The 19,108-nt window shown below is 31.7% G+C and carries 20 protein-coding genes; 5 read left to right on the forward strand and 15 right to left on the reverse strand.

Translation table 11 applies throughout. From position 1 onward, the window contains the following. Nucleotides 1–7: 7 nt before the first annotated feature. Nucleotides 8–1,255, forward strand: a complete 1,248-nt coding sequence (hutI, locus tag K8Z87_RS06140) for an imidazolonepropionase (RefSeq protein WP_227476609.1) — start codon at nt 8–10, stop codon at nt 1,253–1,255. A 56-nt stretch (nt 1,256–1,311) separates the two neighbouring features. Here the strand turns inward: hutI and K8Z87_RS06145 are convergent, their stop codons facing one another. After that, nucleotides 1,312–2,199 (reverse strand): chromosome partitioning protein ParA, encoded by an 888-nt coding sequence (locus tag K8Z87_RS06145; protein WP_227476610.1) that lies wholly within the window; start codon nt 2,197–2,199, stop codon nt 1,312–1,314. A gap of 92 nt (nt 2,200–2,291) precedes the next feature. Here K8Z87_RS06145 and K8Z87_RS06150 point away from each other — a divergent pair, with 92 nt between their 5' ends. After that, entirely contained in the window at nt 2,292–3,311 is a 1,020-nt protein-coding gene (locus K8Z87_RS06150) for a formimidoylglutamase (protein WP_227476611.1), read from the forward strand. Between the two features lie 2 nt (nt 3,312–3,313). Here the strand turns inward: K8Z87_RS06150 and K8Z87_RS06155 are convergent, their stop codons facing one another. Continuing rightward, the gene (locus K8Z87_RS06155; RefSeq protein ID WP_227476612.1) at nt 3,314–4,414 is read right to left on the reverse strand and encodes a S1C family serine protease; all 1,101 of its coding nucleotides are present in this window, start codon (nt 4,412–4,414) and stop codon (nt 3,314–3,316) included. Between the two features lie 190 nt (nt 4,415–4,604). On the opposite strand from K8Z87_RS06155, the gene K8Z87_RS06160 reads away from it, so the two are divergent. Beyond that, nucleotides 4,605–5,069 carry a GNAT family N-acetyltransferase gene (locus K8Z87_RS06160; protein ID WP_227476613.1) on the forward strand — a complete coding sequence of 155 codons (465 nt, stop codon included), beginning with the start codon at nt 4,605–4,607 and terminating at the stop codon, nt 5,067–5,069. On the opposite strand, the gene K8Z87_RS06165 is transcribed toward K8Z87_RS06160, so the two are convergent. The 10 genes from K8Z87_RS06165 to K8Z87_RS06210 all read right to left on the reverse strand — a co-directional run bounded on the left by K8Z87_RS06165 (nt 5,058) and on the right by K8Z87_RS06210 (nt 15,569). Beyond that, a complete protein-coding gene (locus K8Z87_RS06165) occupies nt 5,058–5,528 on the reverse strand; it encodes a hypothetical protein (RefSeq protein WP_227476614.1) in 471 nt (156 codons plus the stop codon). The two genes, K8Z87_RS06160 and K8Z87_RS06165, sit on opposite strands and share 12 nt — an antisense overlap. A 53-nt stretch (nt 5,529–5,581) precedes the next feature. Continuing rightward, complete coding sequence (locus K8Z87_RS06170) at nt 5,582–6,334, reverse strand: hypothetical protein (RefSeq protein ID WP_227476615.1); 753 nt, start codon at nt 6,332–6,334, stop codon at nt 5,582–5,584. Beyond that, nucleotides 6,335–8,032 carry a hypothetical protein gene (locus K8Z87_RS06175; protein ID WP_227476616.1) on the reverse strand — a complete coding sequence of 566 codons (1,698 nt, stop codon included), beginning with the start codon at nt 8,030–8,032 and terminating at the stop codon, nt 6,335–6,337. A 96-nt stretch (nt 8,033–8,128) separates the two neighbouring features. After that, nucleotides 8,129–8,686, reverse strand: a complete 558-nt coding sequence (locus K8Z87_RS06180; RefSeq protein WP_227476617.1) for a hypothetical protein — start codon at nt 8,684–8,686, stop codon at nt 8,129–8,131. 50 nt (nt 8,687–8,736) lie between these two features. Then, on the reverse strand, nt 8,737–9,090 hold the full coding sequence (locus K8Z87_RS06185) for a four helix bundle protein (RefSeq protein ID WP_227476618.1): 354 nt from the start codon (nt 9,088–9,090) through the stop codon (nt 8,737–8,739). Nucleotides 9,091–9,164: 74 nt separating this feature from the next. After that, nucleotides 9,165–10,400 carry a DUF6638 family protein gene (locus K8Z87_RS06190; RefSeq protein ID WP_227476619.1) on the reverse strand — a complete coding sequence of 412 codons (1,236 nt, stop codon included), beginning with the start codon at nt 10,398–10,400 and terminating at the stop codon, nt 9,165–9,167. 44 nt (nt 10,401–10,444) lie between these two features. After that, a complete protein-coding gene (locus tag K8Z87_RS06195; RefSeq protein WP_227476620.1) occupies nt 10,445–10,936 on the reverse strand; it encodes a hypothetical protein in 492 nt (163 codons plus the stop codon). A gap of 159 nt (nt 10,937–11,095) precedes the next feature. After that, nucleotides 11,096–13,057 (reverse strand): AAA family ATPase, encoded by a 1,962-nt coding sequence (locus tag K8Z87_RS06200; protein ID WP_227476621.1) that lies wholly within the window; start codon nt 13,055–13,057, stop codon nt 11,096–11,098. A 41-nt stretch (nt 13,058–13,098) separates the two neighbouring features. Then, a complete protein-coding gene (locus K8Z87_RS06205) occupies nt 13,099–14,139 on the reverse strand; it encodes a hypothetical protein (protein WP_227476622.1) in 1,041 nt (346 codons plus the stop codon). 77 nt (nt 14,140–14,216) lie between these two features. Beyond that, on the reverse strand, nt 14,217–15,569 hold the full coding sequence (locus K8Z87_RS06210) for a coiled-coil domain-containing protein (protein ID WP_227476623.1): 1,353 nt from the start codon (nt 15,567–15,569) through the stop codon (nt 14,217–14,219). Between the two features lie 355 nt (nt 15,570–15,924). Between K8Z87_RS06210 and K8Z87_RS06215 the strand changes: the two genes are divergently transcribed. Together K8Z87_RS06215 and K8Z87_RS06220 are read left to right on the forward strand one after the other, a co-directional pair. Continuing rightward, nucleotides 15,925–16,125 carry a hypothetical protein gene (locus K8Z87_RS06215; protein WP_227476624.1) on the forward strand — a complete coding sequence of 67 codons (201 nt, stop codon included), beginning with the start codon at nt 15,925–15,927 and terminating at the stop codon, nt 16,123–16,125. 12 nt (nt 16,126–16,137) lie between these two features. Then, nucleotides 16,138–16,308 (forward strand): hypothetical protein, encoded by a 171-nt coding sequence (locus K8Z87_RS06220; protein ID WP_227476625.1) that lies wholly within the window; start codon nt 16,138–16,140, stop codon nt 16,306–16,308. Nucleotides 16,309–16,385: 77 nt separating this feature from the next. On the opposite strand, the gene ettA is transcribed toward K8Z87_RS06220, so the two are convergent. The 3 genes from ettA to K8Z87_RS06235 form a co-directional block, all read right to left on the reverse strand. After that, nucleotides 16,386–18,077, reverse strand: a complete 1,692-nt coding sequence (gene ettA / locus K8Z87_RS06225) for an energy-dependent translational throttle protein EttA (protein ID WP_227476626.1) — start codon at nt 18,075–18,077, stop codon at nt 16,386–16,388. Nucleotides 18,078–18,183: 106 nt separating this feature from the next. Further along, nucleotides 18,184–18,360, reverse strand: a complete 177-nt coding sequence (locus K8Z87_RS06230; RefSeq protein WP_227476732.1) for a CAL67264 family membrane protein — start codon at nt 18,358–18,360, stop codon at nt 18,184–18,186. A gap of 205 nt (nt 18,361–18,565) precedes the next feature. Next, nucleotides 18,566–19,096: an NADPH-dependent FMN reductase gene (locus K8Z87_RS06235; RefSeq protein WP_227476627.1), complete on the reverse strand. Its 531-nt coding sequence runs from the start codon at nt 19,094–19,096 to the stop codon at nt 18,566–18,568. Between the last annotated feature and the right edge of the window lie 12 nt (nt 19,097–19,108).

A 19,108-nucleotide genomic window follows, 5' to 3' on the forward strand; every position in this document is an offset into this window, starting at 1 on the left:
CAATCGTGTGTCTATTCTTATAAAGAACATAAAACAACTCCTACAAGTACATCAAGATAACATAAAGATTGTTAAAGGTGCTGATATGAAAAAGCTCCCTTTAATTGAAAATGCTTATATATATATTGAAGACGATACCATTGTAGAATTTGGTACTATGGCAGACTATAAAACTATAGATGCTGAAACGGTAATTGATGCTAGTGGGAAAATCGTATTGCCATCTTGGTGCGATTCTCATACACATATTGTATATGCTGGCAATCGAGTTTCAGAATTTGTAGATCGTATTAATGGATTGAGCTATACTGAAATTGCCAATCGTGGAGGAGGTATTTTAAACTCTGCAAAAACACTTCAAAATACTACAGAAAATGATTTGTATGAACAGTCTCTAAAACGTCTTAATGCCATTATTGCTATGGGAACTGGTGCTGTAGAAATAAAAACGGGTTATGGATTAACCGTTGATGCAGAGCTAAAAATGTTAAACGTTATTAAGCGTTTAAAGCAAACCAGTTTAGCCAAAATAAAACCCACCTTATTGGCTGCACATGCCATTCCTGAAGAATATAAAAACGATAAACAAGGTTATGTAAATAAAATTATAAAGGAATTAATTCCAAAAGCTTCGGCATTACGAATTGCAAAATACATTGATGTTTTTTGTGAAGATGGTTACTTTAGTATTGAAGATACGGATGCCATTTTAAAAGCTGCAAAAAAACATTACTTAATTCCTAAAATTCATGTCAACCAGTTTAATATTTTAGGAGGTGTTGCTCTTGGAGTAAAACATAATGCTTTGTCTGTAGATCATCTTGAAGAGCTTAACAATGATGATATTGTAGCACTTAAAAACAGTAATACAATGCCTGTTGCTTTGCCTGCTTGCTCATATTTTTTAGGAATTCCATATACACCTGCGCGTCAAATTATTGATGCAGGTTTACCATTAGCCATAGCTACAGATTATAATCCGGGTTCTACCCCAAGTGGCAACATGAATTTTGTTGTAAGTACAGCCTGCATAAAATTAAAGATGACGCCAGAAGAAGCTATAAATGCAGCAACAATTAATGGTGCTTATGCTATGGGTATTAGTAGTATGTATGGAAGTATTACACGAGGTAAAAAAGCGAATCTTATAATTACTAAACCTATGGATGACTACTCCTCTATTCCGTATGAGTTTGGGGATAATCCTGTAGGTCAAGTTATAATTAATGGACAATTACTTAATCCATTAAAATAAAAAAATCCGAAGGCTAGCACCTTCGGATTTTTCAGCTATCAATCAATCATCAACTTCTATCTCAAAGTAAATTCAGAGTTAGAAATTAATTCTTTATCATTAAATACGTTTACAATATAACGTCCTTTTACAAATTTTGTATCTTGATCTGGTGCTACAAACTCACAAATGTTAAGGTTTCTGTTTTCGTAATTAAAACGACTTATTAAACTATAGTTTAGTACTTGATCTTCAAATTGTACTTGATTGTTAGAGCCTAACACATTGCTTTGTGGATCTATTACTTGTACATATAGTTCTTTATCTCCTGCATCGGCAAGTGCGTTTTTAGCAACCGTAAAACATATTTTTAATTTATCGCTACGAGATGCACGCTCAGTAGGTATTTGTTTACCACTTCGTCTTTCTATAACACCAAACCCTTTAAGACCAACCGTCTGTAATACGGCTGCATCTTCAACAACATTAGCCAATTCTGTATTTTGTACTAAAAGTGAATCTGTAAAAACTGTACGTTCTGCTAATTGCACTTGAGTACTATCTAAAGACGTTGCTAAGAAATCGTTTTCAATTTTAAGGCGATCATTCTCTTTTAAAAGACCATCCATTTCCTCTTGTAATGCCAAAAACTTTTTCTTGTATCTCCAAAGACTGTTTACACTAGTCTGAGAAACTTTTAAAGAGTCCATAAGTCCTTGTATACGATCTCTTGCAGCTACTAAATCCTTATTAGCGATCTCATTTTCACCAATAGCTTCGTCATATTGTCTTGCCATAGTGTTTAAATCTGCCATCACCTGTTGTTTTTCACTAATAAGTGTCGCTTCTGTTTCCTTCTTTTCAGTATATAATGTCGATGTATAAAATGCTGTACCTAAAAATAAAGCCAACATAATCCCTAGTGCAACTTTTAATCCTATATTTTTACTACCTGATCCTTCCATAATTATTTGTTTTTATCTATTAATTCTTCTTTTTTATTCTAAATTGAGGGCGAAAATAGTTAAAATAAATTGTAATTTTAATATTTAACCAAATGCAAAATCTAATTCTTTTTACTGATAATGACCGCGATACACAATTAACAGTCCGTAAAGGGGAATCAAAATTTGGTGAACATGTTCAGCTGATTAACAACCTCACTAACATATACGACGACATTGTGAATTTAGATGTCGACTATGTCATTTTTGGTGTTTCTGAAGATATTGGAGTTTATGCAAACTATGGAAAAACAGGAACTTACAAAGCTTGGGAAGCTACAATAAAAGTTTTGTTAAATATTCAAAGTAATGCTTTTACACATGCAAATCGAGTGCTCATTCTTGGACATTTAGATTATTCTGAACAAAGAGAAACTATTACTGCTCTAGATAAAACGAAAAAACAAAATATCAATCGAGCTCGTAAATTTGTAGAAACTATAGATGCTGATGTCTCTCATTTGGTTTACTCAATTATTAAAGCAGGAAAAAAACCAATAATTATTGGTGGTGGCCATAACAATGCATACGGAAATTTAAAAGGCACTGCATTGGCATTAAACTCTAGTATTAATGCTATTAATTTTGATGCACATACCGATTTAAGAACTGAAGAAGGCAGACATAGCGGTAATGGATTTAGTTATGCTATCTCCGAAGGATTTTTAAAAAACTATTTTGTTTTTGGCTTGCATGAAAACTATACATCATCAACTATATTTAAGCATTTAAATGATAAAGAACAACTTGATTATTGCACATATGAAGCTCTAGAAGTGAGAAAAGAAATAAAGTTTAAATCAGCTTTAAATAATGCTTTAAAGCATGTAACTAATAGTGGTTTCGGTATTGAAATTGATTGCGATGCTATTGAAAATATACCAAGCAGTGCAAAAACTCCAAGTGGGTTTAGCACCAAACAAGCTCGGCAATTTATAAACTATTTTGGTAAAGAAAGTCATGCTAAATATTTACATATTTGCGAAGCTTCCCCAACAAAAAAGACAGCGTCTAAAATAGGAAAACTAATTATGTATTTAATTACAGATTTTATAAGAGCGAATTCCTTATAAACCTAATCTAACGTTAGAAAGTTTTTTCGAGTTTCAGAAATGTCTAATACTACGATATGCTCTTCTCCTTCGCGTAAATAATGAACTTCTAATTTTGCCTTATTGTTAAATTTATTTCTTGCTTCAGTTAAACATTCTACGTGGCAAGCGAGTTGGTTTCCAATTTGCAAAATAATATCACCACCTAAAAGCACTTCTTTATTATTAATTTTTGCATAGATGTCACCACCTCGTATTCCTGCTTTTTCAGCCGGACTATTCTTAGCTATAGTTTGAACTAAAACACCACTTTTAATATTTAAATTAAATAATTTTTTAAATTCTGCTTTAGTAAGTAATGTCCCATTTACACCTATCCAAGGTCTATCTTCATAAGATAAAATATCTTTTGCTGTATTGATTGAAACGACCATGCCTATTCCTTGAAAACCTCCAGAAACCGTTAGTATACTAGATGCGATACCAATTACTTTACCTTCTGAATTAAAGATTGGGCCACCGCTATTTCCAGAATTAATAGCCGCGTCAGTTTGAATAAATTCTAAACCAACTGTTCCATCATATAAATCATCAAAATCTCTAAATGCAGAAATTATTCCTGTAGAAAATGAATTCTCAAGACCATAAGGACTTCCTATGGCATAAATTTGTTGGCCTACCGCTAACCTATCTGAATCTCCTAAAGTTGCGTGTGGTAAATCACTGTCTGGCACATTCAGTTTTAATAATGCAATGTCTGCTTGCTTATCACTTAAAAGTATAGTTGCACGTCTTTTAATACCATCGGCAGCTTTTACATAAATTTCTGAAGATCCTTCAACAACATGCGCTGCAGTTAAAATATGACTCTCATTAGAAATAATAACACCAGATCCTAAACCTTCATTTTCAGTTGCGCCTCTTTCTGAAAATTTAGCGGATTTAGTTAAAATAGTAACTACAGTTGGAACTACATTATTATATAAATCAATCGTTTGTTTTTCTTTTTGCGAAACATTAGCAGGAGTTTTTCTAGCTTTTGGTCTTATATGGCTTCTCTCTTGAGCTGGAGCCATAAATAATACAGAAACGACTAGTACTATTGTTGTAAATATTTTGTGCATGTCTATTTTTTTATCAAAAATACATTAAACTAATGTATTTATTAATATCAATTGCTTAAATAAATTCTACTCTATTTACCTATGTCATTATATTTCTTTAGTAGGCTCTAAATTTTTATATTTACGTAGCTATTACGTATTCTAAAAGACTGTTTAGACTTCGGCTCCAATAAAATAATACACAACGATATTGAGTGTTAAAATTATACATTATCAACCTGAATATGCTTCTGCTTTTTATAATTTAAACATAGAATGGCTAAAAACCTTTTTTTATGTTGAAGCCTATGACGAAGCTGTTTTAAGCCAACCAGAAACTTATATTATTAATAAAGGCGGACATATTTTCTTTGCAAAGCAAGGCGAGACTATTCTTGGTACCGTAGCGCTGATGCCAACGGATAATCCTAAACTACTTGAGCTTACCAAAATGGCTGTTTCACCAGCTTCTCGCGGTTTAAAAATCGGGCAGCAATTAATGCAATATTGCATTGATTATGGAAAATCTATTGGTTTAGATGGGCTTATGTTGTATTCTAATACCATCTTAGAAAACGCGATTTACATCTATCGCAAATACGGGTTTATAGAAATACCTGTTGAACCTAACAGTCCTTATGTGCGTAGTAATATTAAAATGGTGTTAGAGTTGTAATTGGTCTAACTCCAAACAATACGCATTCTCTTTTTTACAGAGGATACTTAAGGTTTCAAATAAATATTTTTTTAATTCTTCATCTTCTGGAAATAGTTTATATGCCAATTTAAATTCTGAATAAGCATCTTTTATCAAAAATCGTTCAAGGCGTTCTTTCCCCGATTTCATTAAAAATGTAAAAGCAATTTTGTTTTCTCGTTCTACAGAAGATAAACGGAAAGTTTCCATTTCTTGACTATGAAGTTTAACACCTGAATAGGACATGGCCATAAAAAACACAACTAAAGCAATTACTACAAAAGCAATAATATTAGAGCTATCTAATGATATAGAAGAGAAATTGGTTATAAAACGTAATCTAGTCTTCTCTTTAGGTGAATTTCTTCGTTTAGAAAAAGGTTTTCTTTTGCGCTTTTTAGCCTTGTATTTGTGTAATGTGATATCTGAATAACTCATAATTAAAGGCTTTATATTATGAGTCTATTTTTTCATCTAAATGTTACTCTCTATTAATCAAAATCATTATTATCACTTGGCTTTCTATTCTCAAAATCATCCGTTATAACTTTTCTTAAATAATCGCAAAACAATCTATAATTCCCATTAGTCTTATATAGTTTTAGCTCTATTTCAAAAAGATTATCATGTTGCATCTTTATTCTAGGTATATATATTTCATTAAATTTTACATTGTAATCTTTATATACCCCAAAATATTTTTTCTTTTCTGAAATTTCCAACCATTCGTATTTTTTAGAATTAATCTTTAATGATTTAATTAAAAAACTCTTGTACGGATTTGAATATTCTCCACCTCCCAAAAACCTAGTAATAAAAGTATTTATTATATAAAACAACTCTTTGCTTCTTCCTTTTCCTTTATTTATAGAATTAAAGAGTGTTACAGAAAAAATATCCTTGTCAACATTTAAATCCAGAATTTTGAAATAATAGTTTGTTTCAAAAACTCTAAATAAATTAAATAGATATGTTTTTTCATATTTGCATCTTATAATTTCTATAACATCATTATTTACAAGGTTGAAAATTGCTAATCGTATAGAAATTAATGCATACCAACTCCAATTAAAATTATCCGAAAAATTAAACTGTTGGTATTTTAATCGTGGATTTTTACCTATAAAGAAAAGACTAATTTCATCGGATATAATTGGATCGAAACTTAGTTCTATCGGGATCTCTGAAATACGTTGTTTCTCATAAAGTTTTAACCCTAATAACTTTATATTATTAATAATCATTTAATTATTCCCAGAAGCCTTTAAAGAATCTATTTCACGCTGTAACTGTTCGATACGCTTAGTGGTTTTATCTACCTTAGGTAAGGTTTTTAAAGAATCTATAGTTTGTTCTATAATATCTTTATCTTCTAGTTCTTCTTGGTAATATTCACCTATCTTTTCGCTTGCTCTCCAAGCTTCATTAAGCTGGTCATATACTGTTTTATCCCAACCGTTCGGGTGTTTTACGTCGATCCAAATCACATCTCGGTATTCACTATCGATTAGAACAATATCTGGTGTAGCAGAACCATCAAACTGTTGCGCGTCTGTATCGCTGATCGATGAGATTGTTCCTAAAAAAAATAACCGTTTACGACCTGCAATTTCTTTTATATAAGGTCTAAATTCTACTGGAGTACTTGCATTCCAATCGTATTCTTTTCGAGATTCTTTTACTTTTAATGGCATTGCAGAAACACCTGCATAACCTTGTTTTTTACTAGCATGATCAAAATAATACAATTGATCTGAACCATCTGCCGGAATAAACACACTATAACTTAAACTCGTACGATCATCTCCCACAGGTTCTAAGCCAAACCAATGGTATAAACCACTATAAGCATTAGTGTTTGAGCCTGCAAAATCAAAATCGGTAACATAAGGCTGTTGGTTTTGGTCTTTTGGCATTTCTGGTATTTTAACTGCGGTTTCCATATTCCATGGCAGCGGATTGGTAAATCCACCCAAAAACTTTAAAGATTCTGCTTGCAATTGAGATACTTTCTCAGATAATGTATTCTGTTTGGTTAAAAACGGGTAGTTTTTAATTTCACCCGGACTGATAAAAGTACCTTTACCAATGGTAATACGTTCTAGGTAATCATTAAAATCGTGAGCACCACTTTCTACAATCATTACGCCACCAAAGGTTGGGTAAGGAAAAAAGAAGCCTTTCCATTTTATTAGACTCACTACTTCAACCCAATTACCGTCATCGTTTTTCATGTAAAACGTATCGCTAGGTTCATAATTAAATAGCATCCAAGGATTAAAACGTTGTACTACGGCGTTATATGTGTTTCTGCTAAATTTTAAAGATTCACCAATAGAAAACGTTACAGGTATACGATTTTCATTAGAAAAACGAGGAAATAGTGTTGTACTACTTACGGAGAATACTTCTTCTGTATTATCGCTAATACGTTGCATAATATACTTTTCACTTGGCTGAATGGCCATTGTCCATTTATTTTCATTATCTACACGTACTAAATGTGGTAGAGAAACATCTTTAGTCTCTCCTACACTTTCATTAGCCATAGAGAAAATATTACGTAAGGGCTGAATACGTTCATTTTGAGTTAGTGGCAATTCTGAAATCTCTACACGGTTTAGGTTATTGTAAACGTTATAGGTTTTCATATAATCGTACATTCTATAATGCCAACCAAATGCATATAGAATACCAAAGAAAACAGCTAAAAGTGCCAAAATGCCTAATCGTTTACCCGTACTTGGTGTTTTTCGGAATTTAATTAACCCAAAAACAAGCACTAAAGCAATGATAATTATAATGAATAAATACTTACGTAGAAATAGTAAAAAAGGCTGATAGTCGTCTCTTAGTACAAATAAAGCAATAAGTAAGCCTAAACCAACTAGTGTGGTTACTATCTTTTGTTTTCTGCCTTTTTGCCAATATCGTTTTATCATGTGATGTATTGTATTCTGAAAATTAAATTATTTAAAAGATCCTGAAAATAACACTTCGACTGCGCTCAGTGTGACAATTCAGGATATCAATATATTTTACATTAAGCCTTTATCTTTTAAACGCTCACGAGCACTTTTCTTTTCTACTTCAGGTTCTATTTCTATTTCGTTTTGAGATGTATCAGTTTCATTTAAAGTCTCAGAATCTCCCTTAGAACCTTTTGTTTTTAGATCTTCAATAAACTCTTTTCCTTTTTCAACAGCATCACCTACTATATCTCCTATAGAATCACTTTTCTCTTCTATAACTTCAGTTGATTTAATAACGAAATTTGCTAAATAAGTACCTACTAAAGTACCAACTGCAGCAGATGACAATGCTGAAATGCCATTATAGCTCGCAAAGATTGAAATTGGTGTTAAGAATTCTAAAACTAAAGCTGTCATAAGAAATAAAACACCTACAAATATAATTCGTGGTATAAGTGTTTGCTTATAGATAAACCCTTTAGGATTATCAGCCGCCATTTGCAAAGCTTTGCTATTCATTACTTTATTAATAAATCGGTATAAACCATTGCCGTTAGATTCTCGCCAATACAGAAAAATACCAAATAATATCGATCCTATAAAAATTACTAATTCTATTCCCATTTGTTATAAGTTTGAAGCCTGTAGTTTGAAGCTAGAAGCTTTTACATGCTTTAATTAATTTTCTTTCTAAATGCGATTGTCATATTCATTAAATCAAAACAATTTTTGTAATGAAAGTTAAATATATCTTCTTCAATATAAGACCTTCGCTTTGCTTTATGCAAACAAGTTACAACTTCTGCAATTGAACGGATTGCATATCCTAAAAACCGTCTATACTCTGCCGCAGATTGAAGAATACTGCCTTCAGATATATTTAAAGCTATTGAATCTGAAGCTCTTCGTATTTGAGAAGACAAATTATAAAGCTCTTTATCAGGAAAACGATCTGCGAGGCTGCTCATTTCCTCTCCTAGATCCATTCCTTTTTGCCAAATAATTAAATTCTCAAATTTGAATTTCATATTATAAGTCTATATTTTCAACAATTTGTTACTTCTTAACTTCCTTCTTCAGGCTTCTTACTTCAAAACTCCTATTAAATATTGTTACTTATCGTTTCTATAACCCAGTCTCGAAAGGAATCATCCCATGTTTCATAATTTTTATAAAACTGTTCTTTATCATACCAATATAAAAGTAATACGTCATTGGGCGCCACATTAATTAACAATTTACTTATTAAATCTCTATGATCTAAAGATAGTGACGAATGAGGCTCGTGCATGGCAAAATACATAGATTGCTCAACGATATCATTAACTTTATATGCATTACTGCGTTCTAGTTTTTCTAAATAAATTTCTACTCCCATCACTTGTTTACGAGATTTGATATCAATTTTATTTAGATAGCTCTTAAATAATACTTTATCACTTAATATGTCTCTAATAGGATGCTCTGCATCGGTTAAAAACTTAGACAGCTCATTCTTCTTTACACGATCGTAACGTGAAGTCTTTATCATTTCTTCTAGATTACATTGTATGATAAGATGGTCTTTTAACTTGTCCATCAGTTCAGGTTGCGCTACATGATAAATTAAAACATCATGAATGGTGTCTTTTATAGCTTCTTTATAAGCCTCTTTACTCTCAAAAACTACTATAGGCTTTATAAAATCTCGTAAAACATATACTCCATCAAAAGCACGAGTATAAAAAGAATCTGTTGAAAAACGAATGGAATGTAACTTTAAATCTCTACCTCTTAAATCACCATAAGTTTTAGCTGATTTTAATATTTGTGCTTGTAAAGCTTCATCAATAAAATTATGATTGGTTTTAAACTTAGTAACCAACTCTAATTGCTCTTTTTGTATACGGTCTAGATCATCAATAAGACGAAAAGAGATACTAAGGTCTTTGTATTTTAAAACATCTAGTGGTTCATAAAAAACATCTATATCTTGATCAAAATCAATACATATTGCAGAATCTCTAGTAATATCATTAATCTTAGCTCCATGTGTTCTAAACACATGTTTCATCATTTCTCTATCAAATGAATGGAATGGCAAATACACAGGTTTTCCTTTTTGTAAAGGAGAAATAATAATACCATGCGGATTTGCATCTCCGTGATTTAGGTATTGAATATCATTCTTTTCTTCTGCAACTTCAGGACTCCAGCCTATCCCATCTATAGAAAATGACTCTAGTTTAGTCTCGGCAAAACCTAATGTTACAAGGCATTTATTATAACGCTCTACTAGTTTTCCACTAACAGGTATGAGTTCACTTCTATATAAATTTGCTTTTTTTAGTTTGTTCATAAAAACTCATTCTAAGTACTTTCTAAAGAAAATAACTTTAGTATTTATTTTGTGTAAAATGTTTCAGAATGCCTGCTTGCCTTAGAGAATGAATCAATCCATTCAATAAAACTAATTGGTTTAAAATTCCTAAGCATCAACCATTCTATCGTATCATAGATATCAGATAAAATATCTTTATGCTCTTTTCTTAGAAACACTTTTCTCTTACCATAAAATTTATCTATACTATTAAGATTAAAATTCAACTTATTTTTAATTATTTCTTCTTGAAAACTTTTGCATTCTTTAAGATTTAACATTCTCCCATTTATAAATGGATCGAACAATACTTGATAATAGTACCCATAGCGGTCTTGATGTTTTTGCCAATCTATTCCAACGACTACAGTATAACCCCTTAATTCACCCACTATAAAATTCTCGTGCTTAAGGAAATTATGACTTAAAAATTCAATTAAAGGTGTTTTATCTAATAATCGCTTTATAAGCCATTTTTTATAATATTCATGTTTTATAAATTCAATACTCGACATTAATAACATAAAAACAAAGACAAAAACTAACAAGAATTTAAATCTATTAATATTTGAATTTGCATTGTCAATAAAATACATAATGAACATTATAATAACATAAACAAAAATATATGTCACATAATATGATTTAAATATGTACCAAAATCTTTTCAAAGCTTAATCCTTCTTACCAAACTGTTCTCTAGCTTCAGTTTCGATATTCATTTGGTTTACTCTAGCGTCTACTTTACGTTTAAAATCAGTATCTGCTATAGTAGCGACATTGTCTAAATACCGAATCACTTCTTGACGCCTAATATCTGAGAAATTTAACCCTTTCATATTAGATTTCATTAATTCTTGAAGCATATTGAACTTTGTCTCGTAATCTTTTTTGAAATACTTTTCAGGATTATCGAACCAACTTTCTTCTAAATCAAAATCTGTTAAGCGTAATGATATCGCAGATTGAATATTACGCACATCTCTTGATGAAAAGAATGGAAAGATCTTTTGAATCTCTTTAAATAACGCTGCATAGAACATATGATCTGTTTCTTGATGTAGTTTTTCTACTTTATCAAAAGTATCATGCACGCGCTCTTCAGTTGGCTTTTCTACAGTATTTAAAATCTCGCCCATGCTCTTTGCTAAACCTTGATCTGCTAAATAGTCATAACCTTCCGGGTTTTTCATATTTACGAAGTTTGGCATAGTTTCTTGAAGTTTTCTCCACCATATGTAATCTTGATCTAGGAAATCGTGCTCAGAACGTGCACCATCAATTTTAAAACGGCCTTGTACACGAGATATCACAGCTTTGTCTAACATTTCAGGAAGATTTGTAAATAGACCTATAGAGCTATTTCCGTAATTAACAGCATATGCTCCTTCTGTATATCGTAAAAACACGCCTATAACCTCTTTTACACCTGCTGAAACTCCTTGTGCTGTTCGCTCTTGTAAATTATTTTCTGCATCATCAATTGGTGCAAAAATCAGTTTTGTAGGATCTTGCAAGGGTTTCATCCATTCTACCATTTTCTCTGCTGAACCTCCTTGAAATGTACTAATTAAAGTGTCTGGCATTGGGTGAAATAGAAACGGAATATCTAAATGATCTGCATGTTCTTTGAGTCGGGTTGCAATGGCTGCAATCAACATACTTTTTCCTGTTCCAGGAATACCATAACCCATAAACACAGGCATAAATCCACCTAATTCTTGAAACGGGTTCTTTTTTACTTCAAAATCATAGCTCAATAAACGTTCCGTTAAACGACGTGCAAAATGTTTAGCATCACGGTTACCTACAATCTGTTCAAACTTAATTTTATTAAATTCTACACTTTTTGCTGTACCTTCAAAGGTGTTTTCCCAGCCAGAAACTGCAAATTCTGAGTTTTCTAATTTATAAGTTCTGTCTACTATAGTTTCAGTATATTCTAAACTATTTTTACGCAATTGAATCTCAGCAATTAGAGCTTCAAAATAAACCACCGTAAAATTAATGACATCTTTATCTGACTTTATAATATCTGGATGTCCAAGGTATTTATCGTAATAAAACAAACTACAAGAAATTCCTTTTAAAGGCGATAATAATGATACTTCTGGAATGCCTGCAAATTTTTGCTTCATTACGCTTAAATCATCAGATGCATGTGGTTTAATATCGTTAAGAATTTTATACGCCGTAGCAAATAGCATAAAAGCTGTTGCTGTATGCATTTTACTTTCGTATTCTCGTTTACCTGAGGTATCTAATGCTGATTTATTTTCGCTTAATGTAGATAAACCCGAAGCGTCGTAATAACTGTCTTTAATCCAAAGTCCTAATCCTATACCTTCTTGAACCGCATACAATGTCTGATTTAAATAAACAGGAATTGCTATAGAATCTGGTAATAAGCGTTTTTTTAAACCTAGTATTGTTTTAGAAACAGATGTAATATTTACAGAACTACCGCTATTGGCTCTTGATAAATACAATAAAATTGATTCATCTTTTGCGTCTTTATCTCTATTTTTTGCTCGTGATCCTTGCTCCCATTGTACACTTTTTAAATATGAAGAAGCTTCATCTCGAAGCATATCGAGTTCTGATAATTTTATAGGAAAAGTTGAATTGTGTTCCATTTTTACTTTTAGCTTTTGGCTGTTAGTTTTTAGGTTTAGATTTAACTATTTAAATCTGACATCTGTATTGGCGGTTTAGCTAGCTTATCTATAACTTCTGGTGCTTTATTATATAACATTTGAATAATTCTATGTGGTGCCATGACATAATTCTGTTTTATAATTTCTGTCCATTTTTGAAATATCTGTTTATTAAAAAAACTACCTTCTTTAAACTCGCTTGTAGAAATAACTTCATTAATCTTTAATGAAAATGCATAAGCTTCTAATGGCACTTCTTTTTTAGCAATACTCTCTAATATGGCATGTGTAATTTCGTTTTCATCTTTTGCAAATACATTATGTAATGGTCCTAAATCTATACGTTTTATATGTTTTGGCAACAAATCTGGTAATTTACGATCTATTGCATAAGCCATAGCATCTAAATTCATTTTACGATCTGCAGATTGCTTAATCGCTTGGTATATTTCTTTCCTGTCATTATTAGGGTTTCTCCCATCATAATTAAAGTACATAAAACATATAAACGGTCTGTTTAATGACACATCATAAAAACTCCAGCTTGTCATATATTCTGATGAAGATTCTTTTGGAGCTTCTATAATTTTGCCTTGAACAAACCTATTAAAGATAAACTGTTGCTTTACATTAGTATAGTATACAATTGAAGCCGCTTGAAAAAGTTTTGATTTTTTAATCGGCTGTTTCTTGCGCATTAAGGTATCTAAAAATTCGTCTTGAAGTATCTCAATATCTGTTAATTTATTAAGGTATTCTTCCCTTAAAGCCAAATCGTTAAAAAGATATCTAAACTCTAAATAATTAGGAAACCCAGAATCTGTAAGATCAATTTTCATATTGTCTTCATCATCGTACATGTATTTAACACGCATGGCTTCTATAGAGTACAACAACAAATCACAATATTGCTTAAAGAAAATTAATTCTTGCTCAGAGCATAACTGCTGCTGTTGCATTTTAACAATGAGCTCTTTAATGGTAAAATCAACCATTTTATGATAAAACTCATATTGTGCTTTAGAGTCTAATTGTGCTGAATCTAATGGGGTTACGATCATATACTTTTGCAGTATGCAGTTGTCAGTTTACAGTAAGCCGAACAGCTAACTGTAAACTGAACACCGTTAACTAATTTCTATCCTAATAAATCATCATTATTAGCATCTGGTTCTGGTGCTGAGTCTCCAGATCCGTCTGATCCACCATCATTACTTGGTGCTGTGTCATCTGATTTATAGTATTCTTCAAAAATTTCTTTCATATCTATACCATAACGATCTGCAAAGTTTTTTTGAATATCTACATCTTTTTTACGGATTTCTTGTAAAGCTTCAGCATAACTGCCATAGACACCTTGCATTACTTTTTCGTGTACAGGAATATTATCCATCATTTCTTGACGAGCCCTAGCACTAGCGGTATGCATAGCGGCGAGTGTTTCGCCAATATGCTCATCGGTTTTAACACCTAAATGTTCTAATATAGCAGCAAATTCCTGATCTGTACGTGCTTTTAATGCTACTATATAACCATCATAATACTTAAGACGTTCGTCTGTATCACTTTTTAATTTTGCACGATGTGTTTGTAAGTTACTACGTAAAGACGTTAATACTTTGATCGTTAAATTATGTTTGTGTACAAAACTATCTTTAGATGCTGCCAATGTTGTATATGCATTTTTAAGACCTTCTAATTCTTCAACCTTTTGTTCTAGTTTTGTTACTTTTGATAATGCTTCAGAATATTCTGTAGATTGTTTGTCTGCTACTTCTTCTAAAGCAGTACGAGCCTGCTTAAGTAAAGCATAGCTTTCTTCTAGCTTGTCTTCTACTTCTTGTTTCTTTTCTAATGCTTTTGTATGATTTCTACTAGCTTCTACTATTGCGTCTTGTAATTTATCTTCAACCTCTTTGATTTCAACTTCTCTGTCTTTTAAACGTTTAACAGCTGCTTGACTTTTAAAAGAGAGTTCGTTTAATAGCGTTTGCACATCTGCGGTTTCGATACGTTGCTGAAACATAGCCTTAGCCTTATTATCTGCAGAATCACGTACTTTTTGTGCTTCTTTAAACTCTTCTTCTTCGCGCTTAATTTTACTCTTACGTCCCCAAAGATTATTCCACCATGTATCTGGCTTATTTTGCGCATCTTCTAATTCTATTCTAGCGCGTTCTAAACCTTTAACGGCATCGTCAATGATTTTTTGCTCCTCTGCATTTAATGCGGAAAAACCTTCAAACATAATACCAACCTCATCTTGATAATCAGTAAGATCCTTAATGGCATCTAATAGTGTTGATCTATCTTTCTCTGCCATATCAACCACATTATCTAAAGTTGCGTTAAGAATTTTTTGACGACTTTCCGGATCGTCTTCTTGTGCTAACTTAGATTTCATTTGGTCAATGGCTTTGCCCCAATTGACATCTACTTTTTCTGGTTTTTCGTTGGAATTCGTTTCTAATAAATCAAAATCATCAGACATATTTATATTATTTTTTAAGGTTGAACAAAATTGGAAAAGCAATTTCGGTAATTTTTATCAGTATAAAAACTTTCCGATACAATTTATCTGTATAAAATTTGAAGAAAATGTTACAAAAAACACAGAATAGGTTAATTGCTTAAATGTAACGATAACACTAAGTATCTTAAGCAATTAGTGTACATAAAACATACTTTCAACGATGTTTGCAAACACTTAATCGATGATTTGTTAATAACTAAAATGTAAATTATTTATTACTAAATAGTTACAATATTGTTTTTTTTTCTATCTTAGCCTTAGAATCCAAATCTAAAAAACGAATATTATGCCGTTTTCCCTACTAAATTCAACCATGGCTGTTAGCACCGAACAGCTGACTATAATACTTATAGTTACTGCTTCCGTATTTATAATTTTCATTGGAATAGCTATTATTAAGATGTATAAGCTCAAAGCTGAAAATAAAAGACTTATGGAGACTAATGCTTTTGAAAATGACATGGATAAATCCTATAAAGACTTTACTAGTGGTCATTTGTACGGTGATAACTAATCTTATTTAGTTATGTTACATTTTCTATCTATATATTTAATACCATTAGCATTAGAGGATAGTTCTGATAGAATTATCAGTATTCTTGCCATAGCTTTAGTGACACTAACTATTCTGTTAACACTAGCATTATACAAAGCATACAAGCTAAAAACAAAAATTAAAGAATTACAAAACAAATAATTATCTTATACCTTATAAAAAAAGCCACGTAATACGTGGCTTTTTTTATAACTATTAAGTTGGGACAGCCAGATAATTTACCTAACCAACTTTCTATATTTAATTCGTTTTGGCATTAAATCACCTCCTAAACGTTTTTTCTTATTTTCTTCATATTCACTAAAACCTCCTTCAAAGAAATAGACTTGGCTATCACCTTCAAAAGCTAAAATATGTGTACAGATACGATCTAAAAACCAACGGTCGTGACTAATTACTACAGCGCAACCTGCAAAGTTTTCCAAACCTTCTTCCAATGCTCTTAATGTATTGACGTCTAAATCGTTAGTTGGCTCATCTAAAAGCAATACATTACCTTCTTCTTTTAGTGTCATTGCTAAATGCAAACGGTTACGCTCACCACCAGAAAGTAATTTTACTTTCTTGTTTTGCTCACTACCAGAGAAATTAAACCTGCTTAAATAAGCTCTAGAATTCACTTGCTTTCCTCCCATCATAACAAGTTCTTGCTCATCACTAAAATTTTGCCAAATGGATTTTTCTGGATCTATATTAGAATGTTTCTGGTCAACATAAGCAATCTGTGCTGTTTCACCTACTTTAAACTCGCCTTTATCAGGATTTTCTTCTCCCATTATCATTCTAAAGATTGTTGTTTTACCAGCACCATTAGGCCCAATAACACCAACAATACCTGCTTGAGGCAGATTGAAATTTAAATCATCATATAATAACTTATCGTCATAGCCTTTAGCAACACCAATAGCTTCTATTACATTTGTTCCTAATCGCGGACCATTTGGGATATATATTTCAAGTTTTTCATCAAGTTGTTTTTGATCTTGACTCATTAACTTATCGTAGTTCTTTAAACGTGCTTTCTGTTTGGTTTGACGGCCTTTAGCTCCTTGTCTTACCCAATCAAGTTCACGCTCTAAAGTCTTTTGACGCTTAGATGCTGTTTTGCTTTCTTGAGCCATTCGCTTCGACTTCTGATCTAGCCAAGAAGAATAGTTTCCTTTCCAAGGAATACCTTCACCTCTATCGAGTTCTAAAATCCAGCCTGCAACATTGTCTAAGAAATATCTATCGTGAGTAACGGCTATAACTGTTCCTTTATATTGTGCCAAATGATGCTCTAACCAATGTACAGACTCAGCATCTAAATGGTTTGTTGGCTCATCTAATAATAAAACATCTGGTTCTTGTAATAATAAACGACATAATGCAACTCGACGACGTTCTCCACCAGATAGCACTCCAATCTTTTTATCTCCATCTGGAGTACGCAGTGCATCCATGGCAATTTCTAGCTTAGTATCTAGTTCCCATGCATTAGCTGCATCGATTTGATCTTGTAATTCAGCTTGACGATTCATTAGTTTCTCCATCTTATCAGGATTGCTATAAACCTCTTCTAAACCAAACTGATCGTTAATACTATTATATTCGTCAAGGATAGCGACTGTTTCAGCTGAACCTTCACGTACCACTTCCATTACAGTTTTATTATCATCTAACTGCGGTTCTTGTTCTAAATAACCAACGGTGTAACCCGGTTTAAATATAACATCACCTTGGTAGTTTTTATCAACACCAGCAATAATCTTAAGTAAAGTAGACTTACCCGAACCATTAAGACCTAAAATTCCGATTTTAGCTCCGTAGAAGAAACTTAAATAAATATTCTTTAAAACTGGTGTATTTGCTGATTGAAATGTCTTGGTTAAACCAGACATTGAAAAAATTATTTGCTTATCGTCACTCATATATTTTTTGATTAATCTTTAATAGATAGTAATTTAGAAGTGGATTTCTAATGTTTATAATTTACTCCGTTACGCTGTAAACTGATACTGAATACTGAAAGCTTTTTTAAACGCGTCCTTTTAAAGCATTAAATACCCATGCTACTGCCAAAAAACCAATACCTACAGCTGCAAAACCGTAACCTGCTACTTCGTAATATCTAAATGCGCCCAATGCTATTAACCCTAGTCCTACAATAATCATAATGGTCGTTGCCCATGCTAAAACCGTATTTTTATTCATTGCCATAATCGTTATCTTGTATTTTGTTAGTTAGTGTAAACGCAAATATCGTTATTTTAAGGAAAAAAGCATTCTTAATAGAATGCTTTACTTATAAATTTATATTTCGTTAACTAACTCAAAGGTAAAAAATGCAATAGTCTATATTCCTTTAAACTATTATTTAATATTCTACTTTTTTTATTTTATCTAATAAGAATTTTAATTATAATTCAACTTGAAGCTTATTAACTGCTTTTTCTAATTCAGCAGCTAAATCTTTATCAATAATTTTATTATCTAAAAAATTAGAGTAAAATGATGGCAAACTATATGTGCTTACAATATGTCCGCCCAAATGAGGAAATGTATTTTTTGCTAACTCTAAAACTGTTTTTCCTCCTCTGCCACCTGGCGAAGTTGCCATTAATAACATCGGCTTTTTTTGAAATACTTCTTTATCTATACGAGACATCCAATCAAATATGTTTTTAAAAGCAACAGTATATGCACCATTATGCTCTGCTAATGATAAAACAATGCCATCTGAAGACTTTATATGATTTAAAAAAGTATTCGCATTGTCTGGTATACCTTGATCGTTTTCATAATCAATACCATACATTGGTAAATTAAAATCATTTAAATCTAAAACTTCCACTTCTACATCATTTAAAAATGAAGCCGTATATGTTGCCAATTGTTTGTTTATTGATGTTTTACTATTGCTTCCTGCAAATGCTATAATTGATTTCATTATACTTATTAA

The sequence above is a fragment of the Winogradskyella immobilis genome (genome assembly GCF_021887715.1).
GTDB lineage: Bacteria > Bacteroidota > Bacteroidia > Flavobacteriales > Flavobacteriaceae > Winogradskyella > Winogradskyella immobilis.